Here is a 16,190-nt window from a genome sequence, read left to right as displayed (position 1 = left end):
AGCACCTATGAGCGCCGATCTCGCAGCCCGTCTGCGCGCTCTTGCGCGGGATCATCACGAGGGCAGGCTCAATCTCCCGACGTATCGCAAGCTACGTGCCCCGCTGCTCGACTCGCTGCAACTGCATGCGATGGACGAGATGGCGGTCACTCAGCCGCGCTCGCTCGGCCGCGCAGCGGGCGCACCGGCGCCGACCAGAAAAAGCACCCTGGCCGCACCGCCTCCCAGGCCGACGAAAGCGCCGCGAGTCATCATCGCATCGGTGGCTTTGCTGTTGATCGCAGCGGCCGCATGGTGGGTTGTGCGCCCCTCGACGCCGCACGAGCAGGTCGCCGCCGATTCGGTCGCGCCGACCAATCCGGTTCGCGACGTGGTGCAGCCGTTCGTTCAACGCGGCGACTGGAGTGATGCGATCGTCGCCCACTTGAATGTCACATTGCTCGAGCTCGGCCAAGCGCAGATCGGCGCGGTCGCGGGCGAGCCGTGGTTTCAACGCTTCGTCGACGATGTGCGCAAGCGCGTCAAGGAACAACAGGCGCTGGTGCAAACACCGCTCACTGCGCGGTCGAGCCCGCTTGCGGCGCTCGCGGTTACCGTGGGGCTGGATCTGAATTCGCCGGATGCTGCGATTCGTATCACCGCGCCCGACACGGTGAATCGATTCAGGACTTCCGAATCCGAGTCCGTGTCTGCTGCGCAGTCAGAAGTAAAGATTGCAGATGCGCCGCCTGCGCCGCGCACGAAGAAATCGGATGCCGACACAAGCGCGCCCAAGACAAACAGCGATGTTGTCTCGAAGGCAGCGCCGAACTCGGCGCCCGCGGTGGCATCAGCGCCTCGTCAGAGCACTTGCCGTCCCGAACTCGCTCGCTCCCGGCGTCCGTTCTGTTATGACACTTTGCCCTCGGGGAAGAACGGTCCGCAGCTCGCGCTGATTCCCGCGGGCGAATTCGACATGGGCAGCGTTGCCGCCGCGAGCGAGCAGCCGGTCCATCGCGTCACGATCCGCGAGCCGTTCGCGATTTCCGTGCATGAAGTTTCGCAGGCGGAGTTCAATGCGTTCTGCGAGGCCACGGGCCGGTCATGCGCCGCTCAGCCGTGGTCGGGCGACGAATATCCGGTCGCGAATGTGAGCTGGCAGGATGCCCGGGCGTATGTGGAGTGGCTGTCGACCGCGACGGGATTTCGCTATCGCCTGCCCAGCGAAGCGCAGTGGGAGTACGCCGCACGGGCCGGAGAAACTGGTCTCGTGCCAGGCGGCGACAAGCTGTCGCCGACCGACGCGCACTATTCGATGCTGACGAATCTCACCGCTCCAGCGCCTCGCAGCCAAAAATTCAACGACAACGATTTTCGGCTGATGCACACACTCGGCAATTTGCGCGAGTGGGTCGAGGACGCCTGGGCTGACAATTACAGCGGCGCGCCGAGCGACGGCGCCGCCGTGAGCTCATCTGCTAACAACAACATGCGTGTGGCGCGCGGCGGATCGTATGCCGACGGCGCTGCGAAACTTCGGCTGTCGATGCGCGAGGGACTGCCTTCCGACACGCGTGATGCGTTGACCGGCTTCCGAGTATTGCGAGAGGTACCGTAAACGTGGCGCGTCCGAATCGAACATTGATGACTGCATTGGCGGTCACCCTGGCGGTCGCCGCGATGGGCCGGGCGGCCGCGCAAGTTCCGCCGGCGGCGACACCAGGCGGCGCATTGCCACGTGTGGAGCCCGCGGTGCCGAAGGTTGAGGCCCGTGAGGATCTGTTCACCATTCCTCGCGTGTATGACCGACCGCTGGGGTTGGATGAAGGACCGCGGATCGTCGTCAAGGCGTTTCGACTGGTGGGCGCCGTCGACAGACCGGCGCACGGAGTGACCATCGCGGAAGCTACGTCGCTGCTCGAGGCGGCGCGGCTCGAGCAGCCCCCCGAGGGCTTCTCCATCAACCAACTGCAGGAAGTTGCCAGCAAGGTTGCGACGTACTATCGCGAGCGCGGTTACATCCTGGCGCAGGCGTTCGTGCCCGAGCAGGAGGTTGTCGGAGGCGAGGTGAGTGTCCAGGTGCTCGAAGGCACGCTCGCGGAGATTCAAGTCGAAGGCAACCGCGGCTACCGCGCGAACGTCTTGGAGCGACCGTTCGACGCGCTGCTGGGCCAGCCCATCGAGAAGAACTCGATTGAGTCGGCGCTGTTGACGCTGACCAACTATCCCGGCGTCACGGCGTTCGGCGTGCTCGGCGCGGGGCGCGAAGTGGGCACGAGCCGACTGACAGTGCGCGTGCAGTCCGAAGATCGGTTCGAGCTGGAAACGGCGCTCGACAATCACGGCTCGCAGTTCGCGGGTGAGTACCGCGGCCAGCTGGTCTTCACATTCAACGATCCTTTGCGCCGCGCGGATCGATTGCAGCTCATCGGGCTGTATGCGGTGGACGAGTCCGATAGCAGCACTCACGGCCTGTATGGAGGGCTCGACTATGAAATCCCTCTGTTCAGTCCGCGCGACTCACTGCGCGTGCTGCATCTGACGAACACGTACACGATCGGCGCTAGCTCCGCCAGCCTCGTGGCGGTGGACACCGAAGGTGAAACGCAGGTCGATGAGATCGGCTATCGCCATGACTTCCCGCGCAGCCGACTCGGTTCGGCCAGCATCGGACTCGCCTTCAACGTGAAGAGCGCGACCTTCGATGCGCCCCCGACGGCCATCTACGAAGACAAGCTCACGACGGCGCGCGTCGACGCGCAGTGGGAGCGGATCGATACGCGCTTCCGCGGGATGAACCATTTCACGCTGTCGTACACGCATGGCTTCAAAGATCTGTTCGATTCGCTGGATGACTACGATGCGGCGGCGGTCGGCGGAGCGAGCCGTTTCGGCGCCTCGGGCGAGTTCGACAAGATCTCGCTGCAGATCCAGCGTCTGCAGCGGCTGACGCAGAACACATCCGTGCTGCTGCGTGTGGATGGTCAGTACAGCGACGATCCGCTCGTGTCGCTTGAACAGTTTTCCCTCGGCGGCCCGAATAGCGTGCGTGCGTACTCGGTATCCGAAGTGCTCGCGGAACGTGGCGGCGTTGCTTCGGTCGAGCTGATCCTGGGCGCGCCCGGCATCGCCAAGCGTCCGGCGTTTGGCAGCTACACGTGGGGTCAGCTGTTGCAGCTGTCGGTGTTCGCCGATTACGCCAAGGGTTGGCTCAATGCGCCGTTGCTGTCCGGACAGGAGGAGAGCGTGGAGCTCTCGGGCGCCGGCGGCGCCTTGCAGTTCGCGGTGCCCGGTCGTGTGTTCGCGCGCCTGGAAGTCGCGACGCCGCTCTCGAATCGCCCGGTCGGCAACGACCGCGACCCGCAGTTCTATTTCCGCATCGGCGCCAGCTACTGAAGCTCGCGCGCGCCAACTAACAAAAGGGATTTAGGTCCATGAACAAACGGCCCGCCAACACGCGACTGATGCAAGCCGTGCGGATGATCTGCGGTCGCCGCTCCGGCCTGTCGGCGCCCGCGGTTGCACTGCTCGGCTTCAGCATGGTGTCGGTGGCGCTCGCCGGCCCCACCGGCGGCGTAGTCGTGGACGGGCAAGCCACGATTTCGACGCCCTCCGCGGGCACGACCGTGATCGATCAGGCCTCGCAGCACGTGCAGCTCAACTGGAACACGTTCGATGTGGGCGCCAACGAAAGCGTGCGCTTCCAACAGCCGAACTCCTCGTCGGTGGCGCTCAATCGCATTCTGGATCAGAACCCGAGCCAGATCTTCGGCCGCATCGACGCCAACGGCCAGGTCGTCCTGGTGAACCCGAACGGCATGCTGTTCGGCGCCTCCGCGCAGCTCAACGTCGGATCGCTGGTCGCGAGCTCGCTCGATGTGATCGGCTTCGATGCGGCGACCGGGCGCTATACGTTTGGCACGTCACGTACGGATGTCGGAGCGATCGCGAACGAAGGCGCCATCACGGCCGCCAACGGCGGCTCCGTCACCTTGCTCGGCGGCCGTGTCACGAACACCGGCAGCATCATCGCCGACTTCGGCACAGTGAATCTCGCGGCGGGACGCGCGGCGACGTTGGACCTCGCGGGCGATGGCCTGTTGCGGCTCGAAGTGGACGGCGAGTTGCTCACAAACAATTCCGGCGCGGGCGCCGCGGTGGAGAACGCCGGCGTCATCCAGGCGAACGGCGGCCAGGTGCTGCTGACCGCCCGAGCAGTCGACGACGTGTTTGCAAATCTCGTCAACAACACCGGCGTGGTGCGCGCGGCGCGGATCGACAACAGCGGTGGAACGATTCGTCTGATCGGTGCGGGCGGTACCGTGCGTTCAAGCGGCGTTCTCGATGCGTCCGCTGGCGATGATGTGAGCAGCGGCGGCAGAGTCGAGATGCTGGGCGAACAAGTTGGCCTGTTCGGCGCCGCGCGTGTTGACGTTACAGGCGCGACAGATGGCGGTACTGCGCTGATCGGCGGTGACTACCAGGGCAAGAATCCCGGCGTGATGAATGCCGCGCGCACCTATGTGAGCTCGGACGCGAGCATTCTCGCGGATGCCGGACTTCATGGCGACGGCGGCCGCGTCATCGTCTGGGCGGATGAGATCACTCGCTTCGGTGGCTCCATCTCCGCGCGCGGCGGCGCGTTGTCGGGCAACGGCGGCTTTGCCGAAGTGTCAGGCAAGGAAACGTTACTGTTCCGCGGCTCCGCCAACTTATCAGCTGCGAATGGATTCGCCGGCGAGCTGCTGCTCGATCCACGAAACATCATCATCGCAACTGGGGGCGAGGGCGATCTCGCTGGCGACACGGGCGACGACGGCGCCGCGAACGACTACGCGTTCGCTGAAGACGCGGCAGATGACATCACCATCGCCCCGAGCACCATCACGGACATCCTGGATACCGGCACCACCGTCACGCTCCAGGCGCACAACGACATCACCGTTACCGATGCGATCGACGGCAGCGCGAGCACCACGCCGGGCGGCGGACTGATCTTCCAGGCGGGCGATGACATTTTCATCAACGCCGACGTTCGCACCAACGACGGCGTGATCGAGTTTACTGCAGGTGATGACGCCGCGACGCCAACGGGTGCGAATGGCGATGACGCACCGAGGGGTGAGCTGAGGCTCGCGTCCGGTGTGACGCTCTCCGCGGGAAATGCCGCGGTTACATTGAACTCCGACGGCAGCATGCAATTGCTTGGCACCGTGTCCGGCAATGCGATCACCGCCGCTTCCGGTGGAGCGCTGACGGTCGGAACACTGAATGCGGGCGCCGGCGCCGTGAATCTCACGGCCACCGGCTCGGTGCTCGACGACGGCGACAATACGACGCGCATCACTGGCGGCGCTCTCACGATGAACGCCGGCAGCGCGATAGGCGCACTGGGCGCGACCGGACAGATCGACACGGATGTCACGTCCCTGACTGCGTCCGCCTCTAACGGCGGTATCCATATCGGCGAGCTCAACGGCCTTACCCTCACCAACGTCAGCTCGGCTGGCGCGACCAATCGCGTGAACGTGACATCCACGACCGGTGACATCGTCGTGGGAACGGTGTCCGCCACGAACGAGGTGATTCTGGTCACGAGCGCAGGCTCCATCCTCGACGACGACGACAACACGACGCGCATCACCACTCAAACATTGACGATGGGTGCGAGCGCAGGCGTCGGCACGGCGACTGCGACGGGGCAGATAGACACAAGCGTGAACTCACTCGGCGTCAACAGTAGCGGCAGTGTCTACATCGGCGAGTCGGACGACATCACGCTGACCAGCGTGACAGCCGCCGGCGCCGGCAGCGACCTCGTCGTGACCAGTTCAACGGGTAACATTGTCGCCCGCGCGGTGGGCGCCACGGATACGGTCACGCTGACCGCCACGACGGGCTCGATCGTGGACGACGGCATCGACACTACGCGCATCTACGCGGGATCTACGTTGACGTTGAGCGGCACTGCGATCGGCGCGAGCACTGCGAATGGTCAAATCGATACGGACGTGACCGAGCTCATCGCCACGGCCTCAAACGGAGGCGTGTATATCGGCGAACTCAATGGCCTCACGCTGAACAATGTGAGCGCTTTGGGCGCTGGCAACAACGTGCATGTGACCAGTGAGTCGGGCGACATCGTGGTTGGCAGCGTGACTGCGGCGGATTCGGTGACGATGAGCGCCACCGTGGGTTCGATTACCGACGACACCTTCAGCTCCACTCGCATCAGAGCTCAAACTGCGACACTGACTGCCGGCACGGCCATCGGTTCGAGCGCCGCGGATGAACAGATCGATACCGACGTGACCTCGCTTTCGGCCACCGCGAGCGCGGGCGGCGTCTATATCGGCGAGTTGAACGGCCTCACGCTGACGAACATCACTGCGGCGGGCGCTGGCAATGACGTGTACGTGTACAACACGTCCGGTGAAATGATCGTGGGCACGGTGAATGCAGCGGATGCAGTCACGTTGACCACAGGCTCCGGCACCATCGTCGATGACGGCGACAATACGACTCGCATCTCCGGCCGCGCGTTGTCGTTGAGTGCGTACACGATCGGCGCCACCGGCGCGACCGGTCAGATCGACACGGACGTGACTTCGCTGACTGCCAGCACCAGTGTCGGAAGCATGTACATCGGCGAGTTGAACGGCCTGACGCTGACCAGCGCCACCACGTTCGCGGCCGGCAGCGACATCGTTGTGACCAGCGCGACGGGCGACATCGTGGTGGGCAACGTGACCGCGACGAATTCCGTCACGCTGACCGCCACGACCGGCGCGATCACCAACGACAACAGCGACGCCACACGTATCAGCGCCGGAGTTCTGAACTTGAGCGCGGGCACCTCCATCGGCGCCGCGGGCGCGAACGGTGCGATCGATACCGCTGTGACCTCGTTGTCGGCCGAGGCCGACGCTGGTGGCGTGTATATCAGCGAAGCCGATGGCGTCACTCTCAGTGACGTTAACGCGACCGGCGCAGGCGGCGATGTGAACGTGAGGAGCAGCACGGGCGACATCGTCGTGAACACCGTGACTGCGGCCGATCAAGTGACTCTGACAGCCACCGCAGGTTCCATCGTCGACGATGGTGACAATGCCACGCGCATCTCCGCCTCAGCGCTGACGCTGAATGCCAATGCCGCGATCGGCGCGGCGGGGGCGACTGATCAAATCGACACCGACGTCAACTCGCTCGTTGCAAGTGCCAGCGGCGGGAGCATCTACATCGGCGAGGCCAACGGCATCACGTTGACTAACCTCAGCGCGGCAGGCGCAGGTAGCGACGTGCACGTCACGAACACCACAGGCGATATCACCGTCGGCGCCATCAGCGCAACGGATGAGGTGACCCTGGCCGCTTCGGCCGGCTACATCAGGGACGACGCGAACAATGCCACTCGTATCGCCGCGGCCACGGCCACTCTAACCGGCACAGGGATCGGCGCTGCTGGCGCCAACGGTCAGATCGATACCGACGTCGCTGCACTGACCGCCAATACCACAGCGGGAAGCATTTATGTCGGTGAGTCGAACGGCCTGACGCTGACTGACGTCAACGCGGTCGGCACTGGCAATGACGTCGTCGTGACCAGCACGACGGGCAATATCGTAGCGAACAGCGTGACCGCGGCGGGTACGGTGTCATTGACCGCGTCAGCCGGCAACGTCGTGGTCTCCAACATCACCTCGAGCAACTCGACGTTGACGGCCACGACGGGCAGCATCCTGGACGACGGTGACAACAGCACGCGGATCAGCGTCACGGGAAGTTTGGTGTTAGACGCTGGCGCAGGGATCGGCGCAACAGGTGCCACGGGCCAGATCGACACCGACGCCGCTTCGCTGACCGCAAGAGCGGACGCGGGCAGCATCTACATCGGTGAGTTGAATGGCCTGACGCTGACCGACGTCAGCGCGGCCGGCGCTGGTAGTGACGTCATCGTGACCAGCACCACAGGCAATATCGTAGCCACCAGCGTGACGGCGGCGGACACGGTGTCGTTGACCGCGGCAGGCGGCGACATCGAGGTCTCCAACATCACCGCGACCAACGCGGCCATGTTGACCGCTGCGACGGGCTCCATCGTCGACGATGGCGACAACAGCACGCGTATCGTCGTGACTGGAAATCTGACATTGAATGCCAACGGCGCGATCGGCGCAGCCGGCAGCACGGGCCAGGTCGACACGAATGTGAACTCGTTGTCGGCGACGGCCGGAAACGGGGGCGTCTACATCGGCGAGGCGAATGGCCTGACGCTGACCAACGTCAGCGCGGGCGGCGCGGGCGGCGACGTCGTCGTGACCAGCACGACGGGCAATATCGTAGCGAACGATGTGTCCGCGCAGGACACGGTGTCGCTGAGCGCGGCAGCCGGCAACGTTGTGGTCGGCAATATCAGCGCAAGCGGCGCAGTGACGTTGAGCGGAAGCGCCCTTGTTGATGATGACGACGACACGACCGTGATCTCCGGCGGCAACGTGTCGCTGAGCGCGACGAGCAATATCGGCACGGTCGTGGACTTCGACGCGGCCAACGATGCGGATGTGGGATCGTCGCTGGACGTACAGACCAACGGCGCGCTGACTGCAACGGTGACGAACGCCGACGGTCAGATCAATCTCAACCTCTCGGGCGCGCCGACATTGTCCACCGGCGCAATTACGCTGGGCAGCGGATCGAACCGTGCGGGCGCCATCGTGCTGCAGTCGGCGGGTGATCTGAATGTCAGCGGTCTTGCGCCTGGCGCCATCAATGTTGGCAGCAACAACACCACCCAGCTCGGCCTGCGCTCGGGCGGCGTGCTCACGGTGCCTGCGAGCATCGGCTTCACCGATCAGCCGGTGGATCATTTACTGGTGCGTGGCGCGACCGATGTGGTCGACAATGATGCAAATCCACGCGAGCTCTCGTTCTCGGCGGGAACCCTCGACTTCCGCTCGGGCGCCGCCGGCGGCGCAACGATCTTGAACACGACCGTCGCTCGGCTGAGCGCGAGCCTCGAAAATGATTACGATCTGACGGTCAACGAAACCGACGGCGTGGCATTGGGCACGCTCGACGTCGGCAACGGCAACATCACATTCACTGCGGGCGGAGCGGTCACCGATGACGGCGACAATGCCACCCGCATCGTGAGCAATAGCGCAGCGCTCTCCGGAGCCTCGCTTGGCGACGCTGGCAATGCGCTCGACACCCAGGTGAATACGCTCACGGCATCCGCCACGAGCGGTGGCGTGTATGTGAGCGAAGTAGACGGGCTTGCAGTCACGGTGAACGCGACCGGCGGGGCGGCGGATGTTCGCACTACGAATGGATCGCTAACCGTCGCCTCGGCCACCGGCACTGGCGTGACTCTGATCGCTGGCGGCGCAGGCAACGACATCACACTGAATGGCGCGGTAAACGCTGGCGCCGGCGATGTGACATTGACCGCGGGAACTGTCGCGAGTCGCGGCGCCATCGTCTCGGGCGCCGGTGCTCACATCACCGGCAATACGCTCATCGCGAACGCTTCCACTGTCGGCACGAGCACCGCTCGCTTGAACACGACGGTTGCCGCGGTGAACGCAACGAGCACCAACGGCGGAATCTTCATCAGCGAATCGGATGCATTGACCCTCACGGCCAACGCCAGCGGCGGCGCCGTCGACGTCGCCACCGCGAATGGTGCGCTCACGGTGACTCAGGCAACTGGTGACGGCGTGACGCTTGCAGCGGGCGGCGCCGGTAACGGCATTGCTATCAATGGCGCTGTGGATGCCGGCGCCGGCAATGTGCTCCTTGACGCGGGCACGCCTGCAAGCCGTGGGGCGATCGTCGCGGGCGCAGGCAATCAGATCACCGGCAACCTGCTGGTCATGTCGGGCTCCTCGATCGGCGCAGGCGCGGCGCGCTTGAATACGAATGTGAATGCACTCAATGCAACCAGCACGAACGGTGGGATCTTCATCACCGAAGCGAACGCGTTGAATGTGACCGCGAACGCGACCAATGGAATGACGGACGTGCGCACGACCAACGGTGCGCTCAACGTGGATGTGGCCACGGGCGATGGAGTAACGCTTGTCGCTGGCGGCGCTGGCAACGGCATCACTCTGAACGGAGCGGTGAACGCGGGCGCGGGCGATGTGACTTTGACGGCGGGAACGCCTGCAAACGGAGGCGCGATCATCCAGGGCGCGGGGCATCAGATCACCGGTGGCACGCTCACCGCGACCGGCTCGATGATCGGCTCGGTTGCCGCGCGCTTGAACACGAACGTTGCCTCGTTGAATGCCACGAGCAGCAACGGCGGAATCTACGTCATCGAGGCGGATGCTCTAAATCTGAATGCCAGTGCGATCGGCGGCCCGCTCGACGTGCAAACGAACAATGGCTCGCTCACTGTCGCTGCCGCCAGCGGCAACGGTGTGACGCTCACCGCGGGCGGCGCCGGCAGCGGCATCACTTTGAATGGCCCGGTGAACGCCGGCGTGGGCGATGTGACTTTAACCGCGGGAACAGTTGCGAGCCGTGGCGCGATCGTTGGAGGCGTCGGCAATCACATCGCTGGCAACTCGCTCACCATGACCGGCGCCACGATCGGCGCCAGCGGCGCGCGCTTGAACACGAACGTCGACGCGATCAATGCATCGACCACCGGGGGCGGCATCTTCATCACTGAAGCGGACGCAGTGAACCTCGCGGCGAACGCAAGCGGCGGAGCCTTGGACGTCGCCACCGTTAACGGGGCGCTCACGGTGGCGCAAGCTACTGGCAACGGCGTGACGCTGACGGCTGGGGGAGCAGGCAACGGCATCACTTTGAATGCAGCAGTTGACGCCGGCGCGGGCGATGTGACGTTAACAGCCGGAACGGCTGAGAGCGGCGGCGCAATCGTCGCAGACGCTGGAGTTCGCATCACCGGCAACTCGCTTACCATGACCGGCGGCACGATCGGCGCCAGCGGCGCGCGCTTGAACACGACCGTCGCCTCGATCAATGCGACGAGCACCAACGGCGGCATCTTCATCGCCGAAACAGACGCGTTGAACTTGACCGCGAACGCCATCGGAGGCGCCGTTGATGTGCAAACGGGCAATGGCTCGCTCACTGTCGCCGCGGCCAACGGTGATGGAGTCACGCTGACGGCCGGCGGCGCTGGCAGCGGAATCACCTTGAATGGTTCGGTGAACGGCCGCGCCGGTGATGTCACGCTGACGGCAGGAACGGCTGCAAGCCGAGGGGCGATCTCCGGCACTGCAGGTCACTTGGTCTCCGGCCGCACGCTCACCGTTGCAGCCACTACGATCGGCGCGAGCAACGCACGGCTCAACACAAATATTGATGCACTCAACGCCGTGGCGAGCACGGGCGACGTGTACATCAGTGAGCAGAACGGTCTGACGCTTGTGAACGTGAGCGCCGCGCGTGACATCGACGTGGCCAGCGCTACTGGCGACATCGTCGTGAATACCGTCAGCGCCTCCAACGCCGTCACGCTCACGGCAACATCGGGTGCGATCGCCGACGACGGGGACGACACCACTCGCCTGGTTGCCAATGCCTTGACGCTCAATGCGCGCTCGATCGGCGCTGCGTCGACGCTGTCGGGCACGACCTTGAACAGCAGCGGGCGACTGGACACGGAGGTGGCAACACTGAGCGCCACCACGACCGGGGGCGGCATCTTCATCGACGAGGCGGATGGCTTGCAAAGCGTGAACGTGCAGGCCTCCGGCGGGGACGCCGGCGATATCGAATTGCTCACCCGCACCGGCGATCTGATTCTCAACCGCGTGAGCGCCAGCGACCGGCTGCTGCTCGCAGCGGGGCGCAATATCTTCGCCGCTCCGGGCGCGGGCCCGGTGACCGCGCGCGCGGCCGAGTTGCGTGCCGGAACGACCGATCCCACCGGAGGGCTGATCGGCAGCCCGACCGACGCTATCGAGTTCCAGCTCGGCGCAGGCAACAGTCTGCGTCTGTTTGTGCCACAGAGCATCGACCCCGACGATCCGAGTCGCGCCCCGGCAGTATCGCCGACCGCGGGCGTGAACACGACCTTGAACCAGTTCGCTTCCCAGAGCGCGCTCGCCGCGCTGGCCGGCTTCAATCAATTCCAGGGTCTGGGTGAGATCCAGTTCACATCGCCGGCGGAGACGCTGGTGAGGACCCTGCAGAGCCAGACCGGGACGCTGGAGACAGGGCTCGATATCGACTGGGGCTCGTACGATCCGGACGTGAGCCTGTTCGGCACGTTGGAGCCGTCGGTGTGCCTGCCGGCCGATCAGCGGGATGAGGAGAGCAGCACGCCGGACTGCTGACCCCCACTTCAATTGGGTGAAGTTTGCAATGGAGGGACAACAGAGGTGACCAAAAGCTGACGGCGCGCGCCATTCGCGCGCCGTGATGAATCGGTGAGAACTCCGTGAGGATTCGCGCCGCTGCTGGGCTTACGGTTGATCGGGTTGCGGGACACGGGATTCCGCCCCGTTTGACACCACGGCTCCAGAGGCTAGCGAATATGTTCACAGACTTGCGTGACGGCTCGGCGCGCCATTCCGTGCAGCAGCCCTCGAGCGCGGAACGTGAAGTCATCGTCCGCGTCACGCCGACTTTGCCGGCCGCCGTGCGGGCTCAGATGGCCGCCGAGGCCGCTGCCGTTCTCACCGGCGCGATGGAAGCGCTCTCGCTTGCGGCCTTCGTCTGCGATGGGGCGGGAAGCGTGCTGTCGCTCACGCCCACGGCGGAAGCGCTGGTGCGGACCGATGCCGCCTTATGCCTCAAATCGGTGCGCCTCTGCACGGACAACCCCGCGGAAACGCAGGCGCTCGATGACGCGATTGCGGCTGCGGCATTCGCCGACAACGGGGTCGCCAACCCGAGGCGCCGGATGATCGTGGTGCGCGGTGGCCGCATCGAAGCTTCACCGCTCGTGCTGGAAGTCGTTTCGTTGCCTCGTCGGGAGTTCGAAACGGAGTTCGCTCCGCGCGTACTGGTCATCGTGCGAGGGACGAGGGTGCCGAACGAGCGCCGAGCTGCGGTCGTGCAGGCAGCCTATGGCCTCACGGCGGCGGAGACGCAGATCGCGATGCAAGTCGGGGCGGGCGAGACGCCCCAGGCGATCGCTTCGGCCCGAGGCGTGGCCGTCGGCACGGTGCGCTCACAAATCAAGACCATCTGCGCCAAGCTCGGCGTTAGCCGCCAAGCCGAGCTGGTCGCGCGTCTCAACGATCTCTGAGTGCCAGCACCTGTTCCGCCGCGACTACCTCGGTCTGCGCCGAGCCGAGCTGCCGAAGGCGAGCCAAGGCCGGCTCGATCAGTGCCGCTGCCTCGGCGTCTCGACCTTTGGCGATCAACAGTCGACCGCGCAACAGATCGAGGCGCGGCGCCCAGTCGCGCTCCGGAGATGCGGTTTCGAGCGCTTCGGCGTCGAGCGTGGCGAGCAGAGGCTCGACGGCCTCGGGCGGGCGCCTGCCCTTGAGCAGCGATCTGGCCAGGAAGAACTGCAGCCGCTGCGTTTGTGGATGTTGTTCGCCGAGTTGTTGACCCAGCCGCGTTCGCGCTGACTCGAGATGTGCGATCCCACTGTCGCACTCGCCAGCCTCGCACTCGTGTAGCCCCAACAGGCCCTCGGCGAGCGCCGTGAAGTGACTATCGGCGCCGGCGTCGCGCAGATAGTTCTCGTAGCTCGTGCGGCTGGCCGCGAGGGCTTCCTGCAGCCGACCGGTGCGCGCATACACAACCGCCAGTAGCCCAAGTGTTTCGTGCGCATAAAGATTCGCGGGGTTGTGCGCGACCATTGTTTCATATGCCTCACGAAGCAGCGGCTCGGCTTGTTCGTAGCGGCGCTCCAGCACGAGATTGATGGCATAGAGATTCTTGAAGCGGGCGCCCGTCAGGCTGTCCTCCGAGCCGTCCCTGCGCAAGGTCGCGAGCCCTTCGGCAAACAGCGGATTGGCCTGCTCGAAGCGACCCATGCGCGAATGCAGGGTGGCCAGATTGGCGAGCCATTTGAATAACGCGGTTTGATCGTTCGGATCGAGCTGGCGCTGGCTCGCGAGGGTGGCTTCGCAGTCGCCGACTGCGCGCTCGTAGTCCGAGGTCAAGATTTCGTGATAGCAACGCGCGCGATGGGCGGCGAACAGCGTTCGCGGGTCGGCGTCGATTTGGGCGCGCATCGCATCGGCTTCGGCGATCAGCTGCGCGGCCTCAGCGAAGCGCGAAGCCTCCGTGAGATCCTGCGACAGCCAGTACTGCGCCTGCAGGGTGCGCGGATGATCGGGCCCGAGGCTGGCGCGGAACAGCTCCAGCGCCTTGCGATCCTGATCGATCGCCGCCTGCAGATCCGTCAACTCACCATAGACCTCACCGGCCGTCGCGCGGATCGCGGCTTCAATCGCGGGCTGATCGCGAAACCGTTCGCCAACGCGACTCAGCGCGCGGTCCACTGCCTCGCGCACTGTCGGTGTGTTCGACTTCTCGATGTCCTCGTAAGGCGCGGCTGCGGATAGCACTTCGCGGCTGAAGAAATCGGTGACGGCCTGCGCGATTGCTGCCTGCTCGCGGGCCTCGCGCCCGGAGTTCAGGGCGTCTACATAGAACCACCCACCCAGAGCGAGGCCCAGGCAGAGTGCCGTGACCGCAGTAAGGACCCATGGCCGGCGCGCGCGCAGCCGATCGAGTTGGCGCGCCGTCTCCGCGGCGCTTTCGCGCAGCTTCTGTTGAGCGCGCAAATCTTCGCGGCGCGCATCGAGCTGGCGCAGACGCTGCGCAAGCTCGCGCGCCGATGCCAGGCGGCGTTGTGGGTTTCCGTCGACCGCCGCGGCAATGTCACCTCGGAGGACCTCGTCCGGAACATCGCGCTCCCAACCCGGCGCCAGCGGCTTGCGCAGATCGCCGACGACCAGTTGATACAGCACGACGCCGAGCGCGTAGACGTCCGACAGGGCAGTGGCGCTGCCATCCGCGATCACTTCCGGCGCGAGATACAGCGGCGTGCCGCCGCTCGCCATTTGTGTGTGAGTTTGGGTGAAGCCGAGTTGCGTGATGCCGAACTGGGCCAGACGGTCCAGATGCAGCAGATGGGCGCTACCGAAATCGGCGACGCGCGTGCGGAAGCTGCCGTCGCCCGCCGCCTCGATCAAGATGTTGCCGGGCTTCAAATCCTTGTGTAGCACGCCGATCGCGTGCGCATCGGCGATGGAGTCGGCGACCGCCGCCACCAATTGCAGGCGCTGCTGGAGCGGCACGCCGATCGCACCGTTCTGCGCCTGCCACCATTGCAGCAGATCGGCGCCGCCAAACTCGCATTCGATATAAAAAGGAGCTTGCTCGAAGTTCCAGTCCAGCACCTTGACGAAGTCGTCGCGCTCGCCGAGCTGCTGGCTCAACATGCGATACAGCGTGACTTCGCGCTTGAGGCAGGACAGCCGCGCGCCGTCGACACTGACTTTGAAGACGCGCTGCTCCCCGAGCTTGCGGTGCTTCGCGAGCCAGACCTCGATGCCGCGGTTGGAGCCGAGCGGCTCGCTCAACTCCCATTGATCGCGCTTCGGCAACGTGCCGCCGACCTGCAGGGTGACCGGCTGGGCCTGAGCGCTGGACGCGACCCGTACCTGCACCGGCGCCGCCAGCCGATAGCCCAGACGGTGCACGGTGGCGATGATGGTCTGATCGCGATCGCCGAGCGCGCTGCGCAGTTTGCTGATGGCCTGATTCAGTGCGCCATCGGTCACATGCTGATGGCCGTAGACCGCCTCCACCAGCTCATCTTTGCGCACCACCTCGCCGGCGGACCGGAGCAGCTCCCGAAGAACCTGCAATGGACGCGGCTCCAGCTCGATCGGCTGGCCGCGCACGCTCAGGCGCCAGCTGGCCTCATCGAGCTCGGCGTCCGCGAAACGCCAGATGAAACTCGGCGTGTCGCCTGCCTGCGCCGTATCTGCGTTGTTTCGCTGATCTGCGTACCCCACGTCAATCCTCAGTCATCCAGCGCCGCCGGTCTTCGAGTCATATGAATGTCTACGCTGCTGTGGCCGGAACAGCGCGCATCATAAGCAGCTTTGTGTCCATCTGCAGCGCGCGGGTCGCGGTTTTTGACCTGGGCAACCCGGGGCAGGCTCGGGTATCTTGCCAAGGATGACCTGTCATCGATCGGCCTGGACGAGGCTTCCCGGCGTCTTCATCGCGTTTGTGTTTGCCCTTCTGGCCGG

Annotated in this window: 5 protein-coding genes; 4 read left to right on the top strand and 1 reads right to left on the bottom strand. The window is 65.0% G+C overall.

The genetic code is table 11. The features are described from left to right. Positions 1-7: 7 nt before the first annotated feature. The 4 genes from JM946_RS18445 to JM946_RS18430 all read left to right on the top strand — a co-directional run bounded on the left by JM946_RS18445 (position 8) and on the right by JM946_RS18430 (position 13,216). Complete coding sequence (locus JM946_RS18445; RefSeq protein WP_203168826.1) at positions 8-1,597, top strand: formylglycine-generating enzyme family protein; 1,590 nt, start codon at positions 8-10, stop codon at positions 1,595-1,597. A 26-nt stretch (positions 1,598-1,623) separates the two neighbouring features. Further along, the gene (locus tag JM946_RS18440) at positions 1,624-3,375 is read left to right on the top strand and encodes a ShlB/FhaC/HecB family hemolysin secretion/activation protein (protein WP_203168825.1); all 1,752 of its coding nucleotides are present in this window, start codon (positions 1,624-1,626) and stop codon (positions 3,373-3,375) included. A gap of 38 nt (positions 3,376-3,413) precedes the next feature. Beyond that, positions 3,414-12,299: a two-partner secretion domain-containing protein gene (locus JM946_RS18435; protein ID WP_203168824.1), complete on the top strand. Its 8,886-nt coding sequence runs from the start codon at positions 3,414-3,416 to the stop codon at positions 12,297-12,299. A 200-nt stretch (positions 12,300-12,499) separates the two neighbouring features. After that, positions 12,500-13,216 carry a helix-turn-helix transcriptional regulator gene (locus JM946_RS18430; RefSeq protein WP_203168823.1) on the top strand — a complete coding sequence of 239 codons (717 nt, stop codon included), beginning with the start codon at positions 12,500-12,502 and terminating at the stop codon, positions 13,214-13,216. Here JM946_RS18430 and JM946_RS18425 read toward each other — a convergent pair. Continuing rightward, complete coding sequence (locus JM946_RS18425) at positions 13,203-15,950, bottom strand: tetratricopeptide repeat protein (RefSeq protein WP_203168822.1); 2,748 nt, start codon at positions 15,948-15,950, stop codon at positions 13,203-13,205. The two genes, JM946_RS18430 and JM946_RS18425, sit on opposite strands and share 14 nt — an antisense overlap. Positions 15,951-16,190: the final 240 nt, after the last annotated feature.

The organism is Steroidobacter gossypii (genome assembly GCF_016801985.1).
GTDB lineage: Bacteria > Pseudomonadota > Gammaproteobacteria > Steroidobacterales > Steroidobacteraceae > Steroidobacter > Steroidobacter gossypii.
This window is presented reverse-complemented; position numbering and strand designations above follow the sequence as displayed.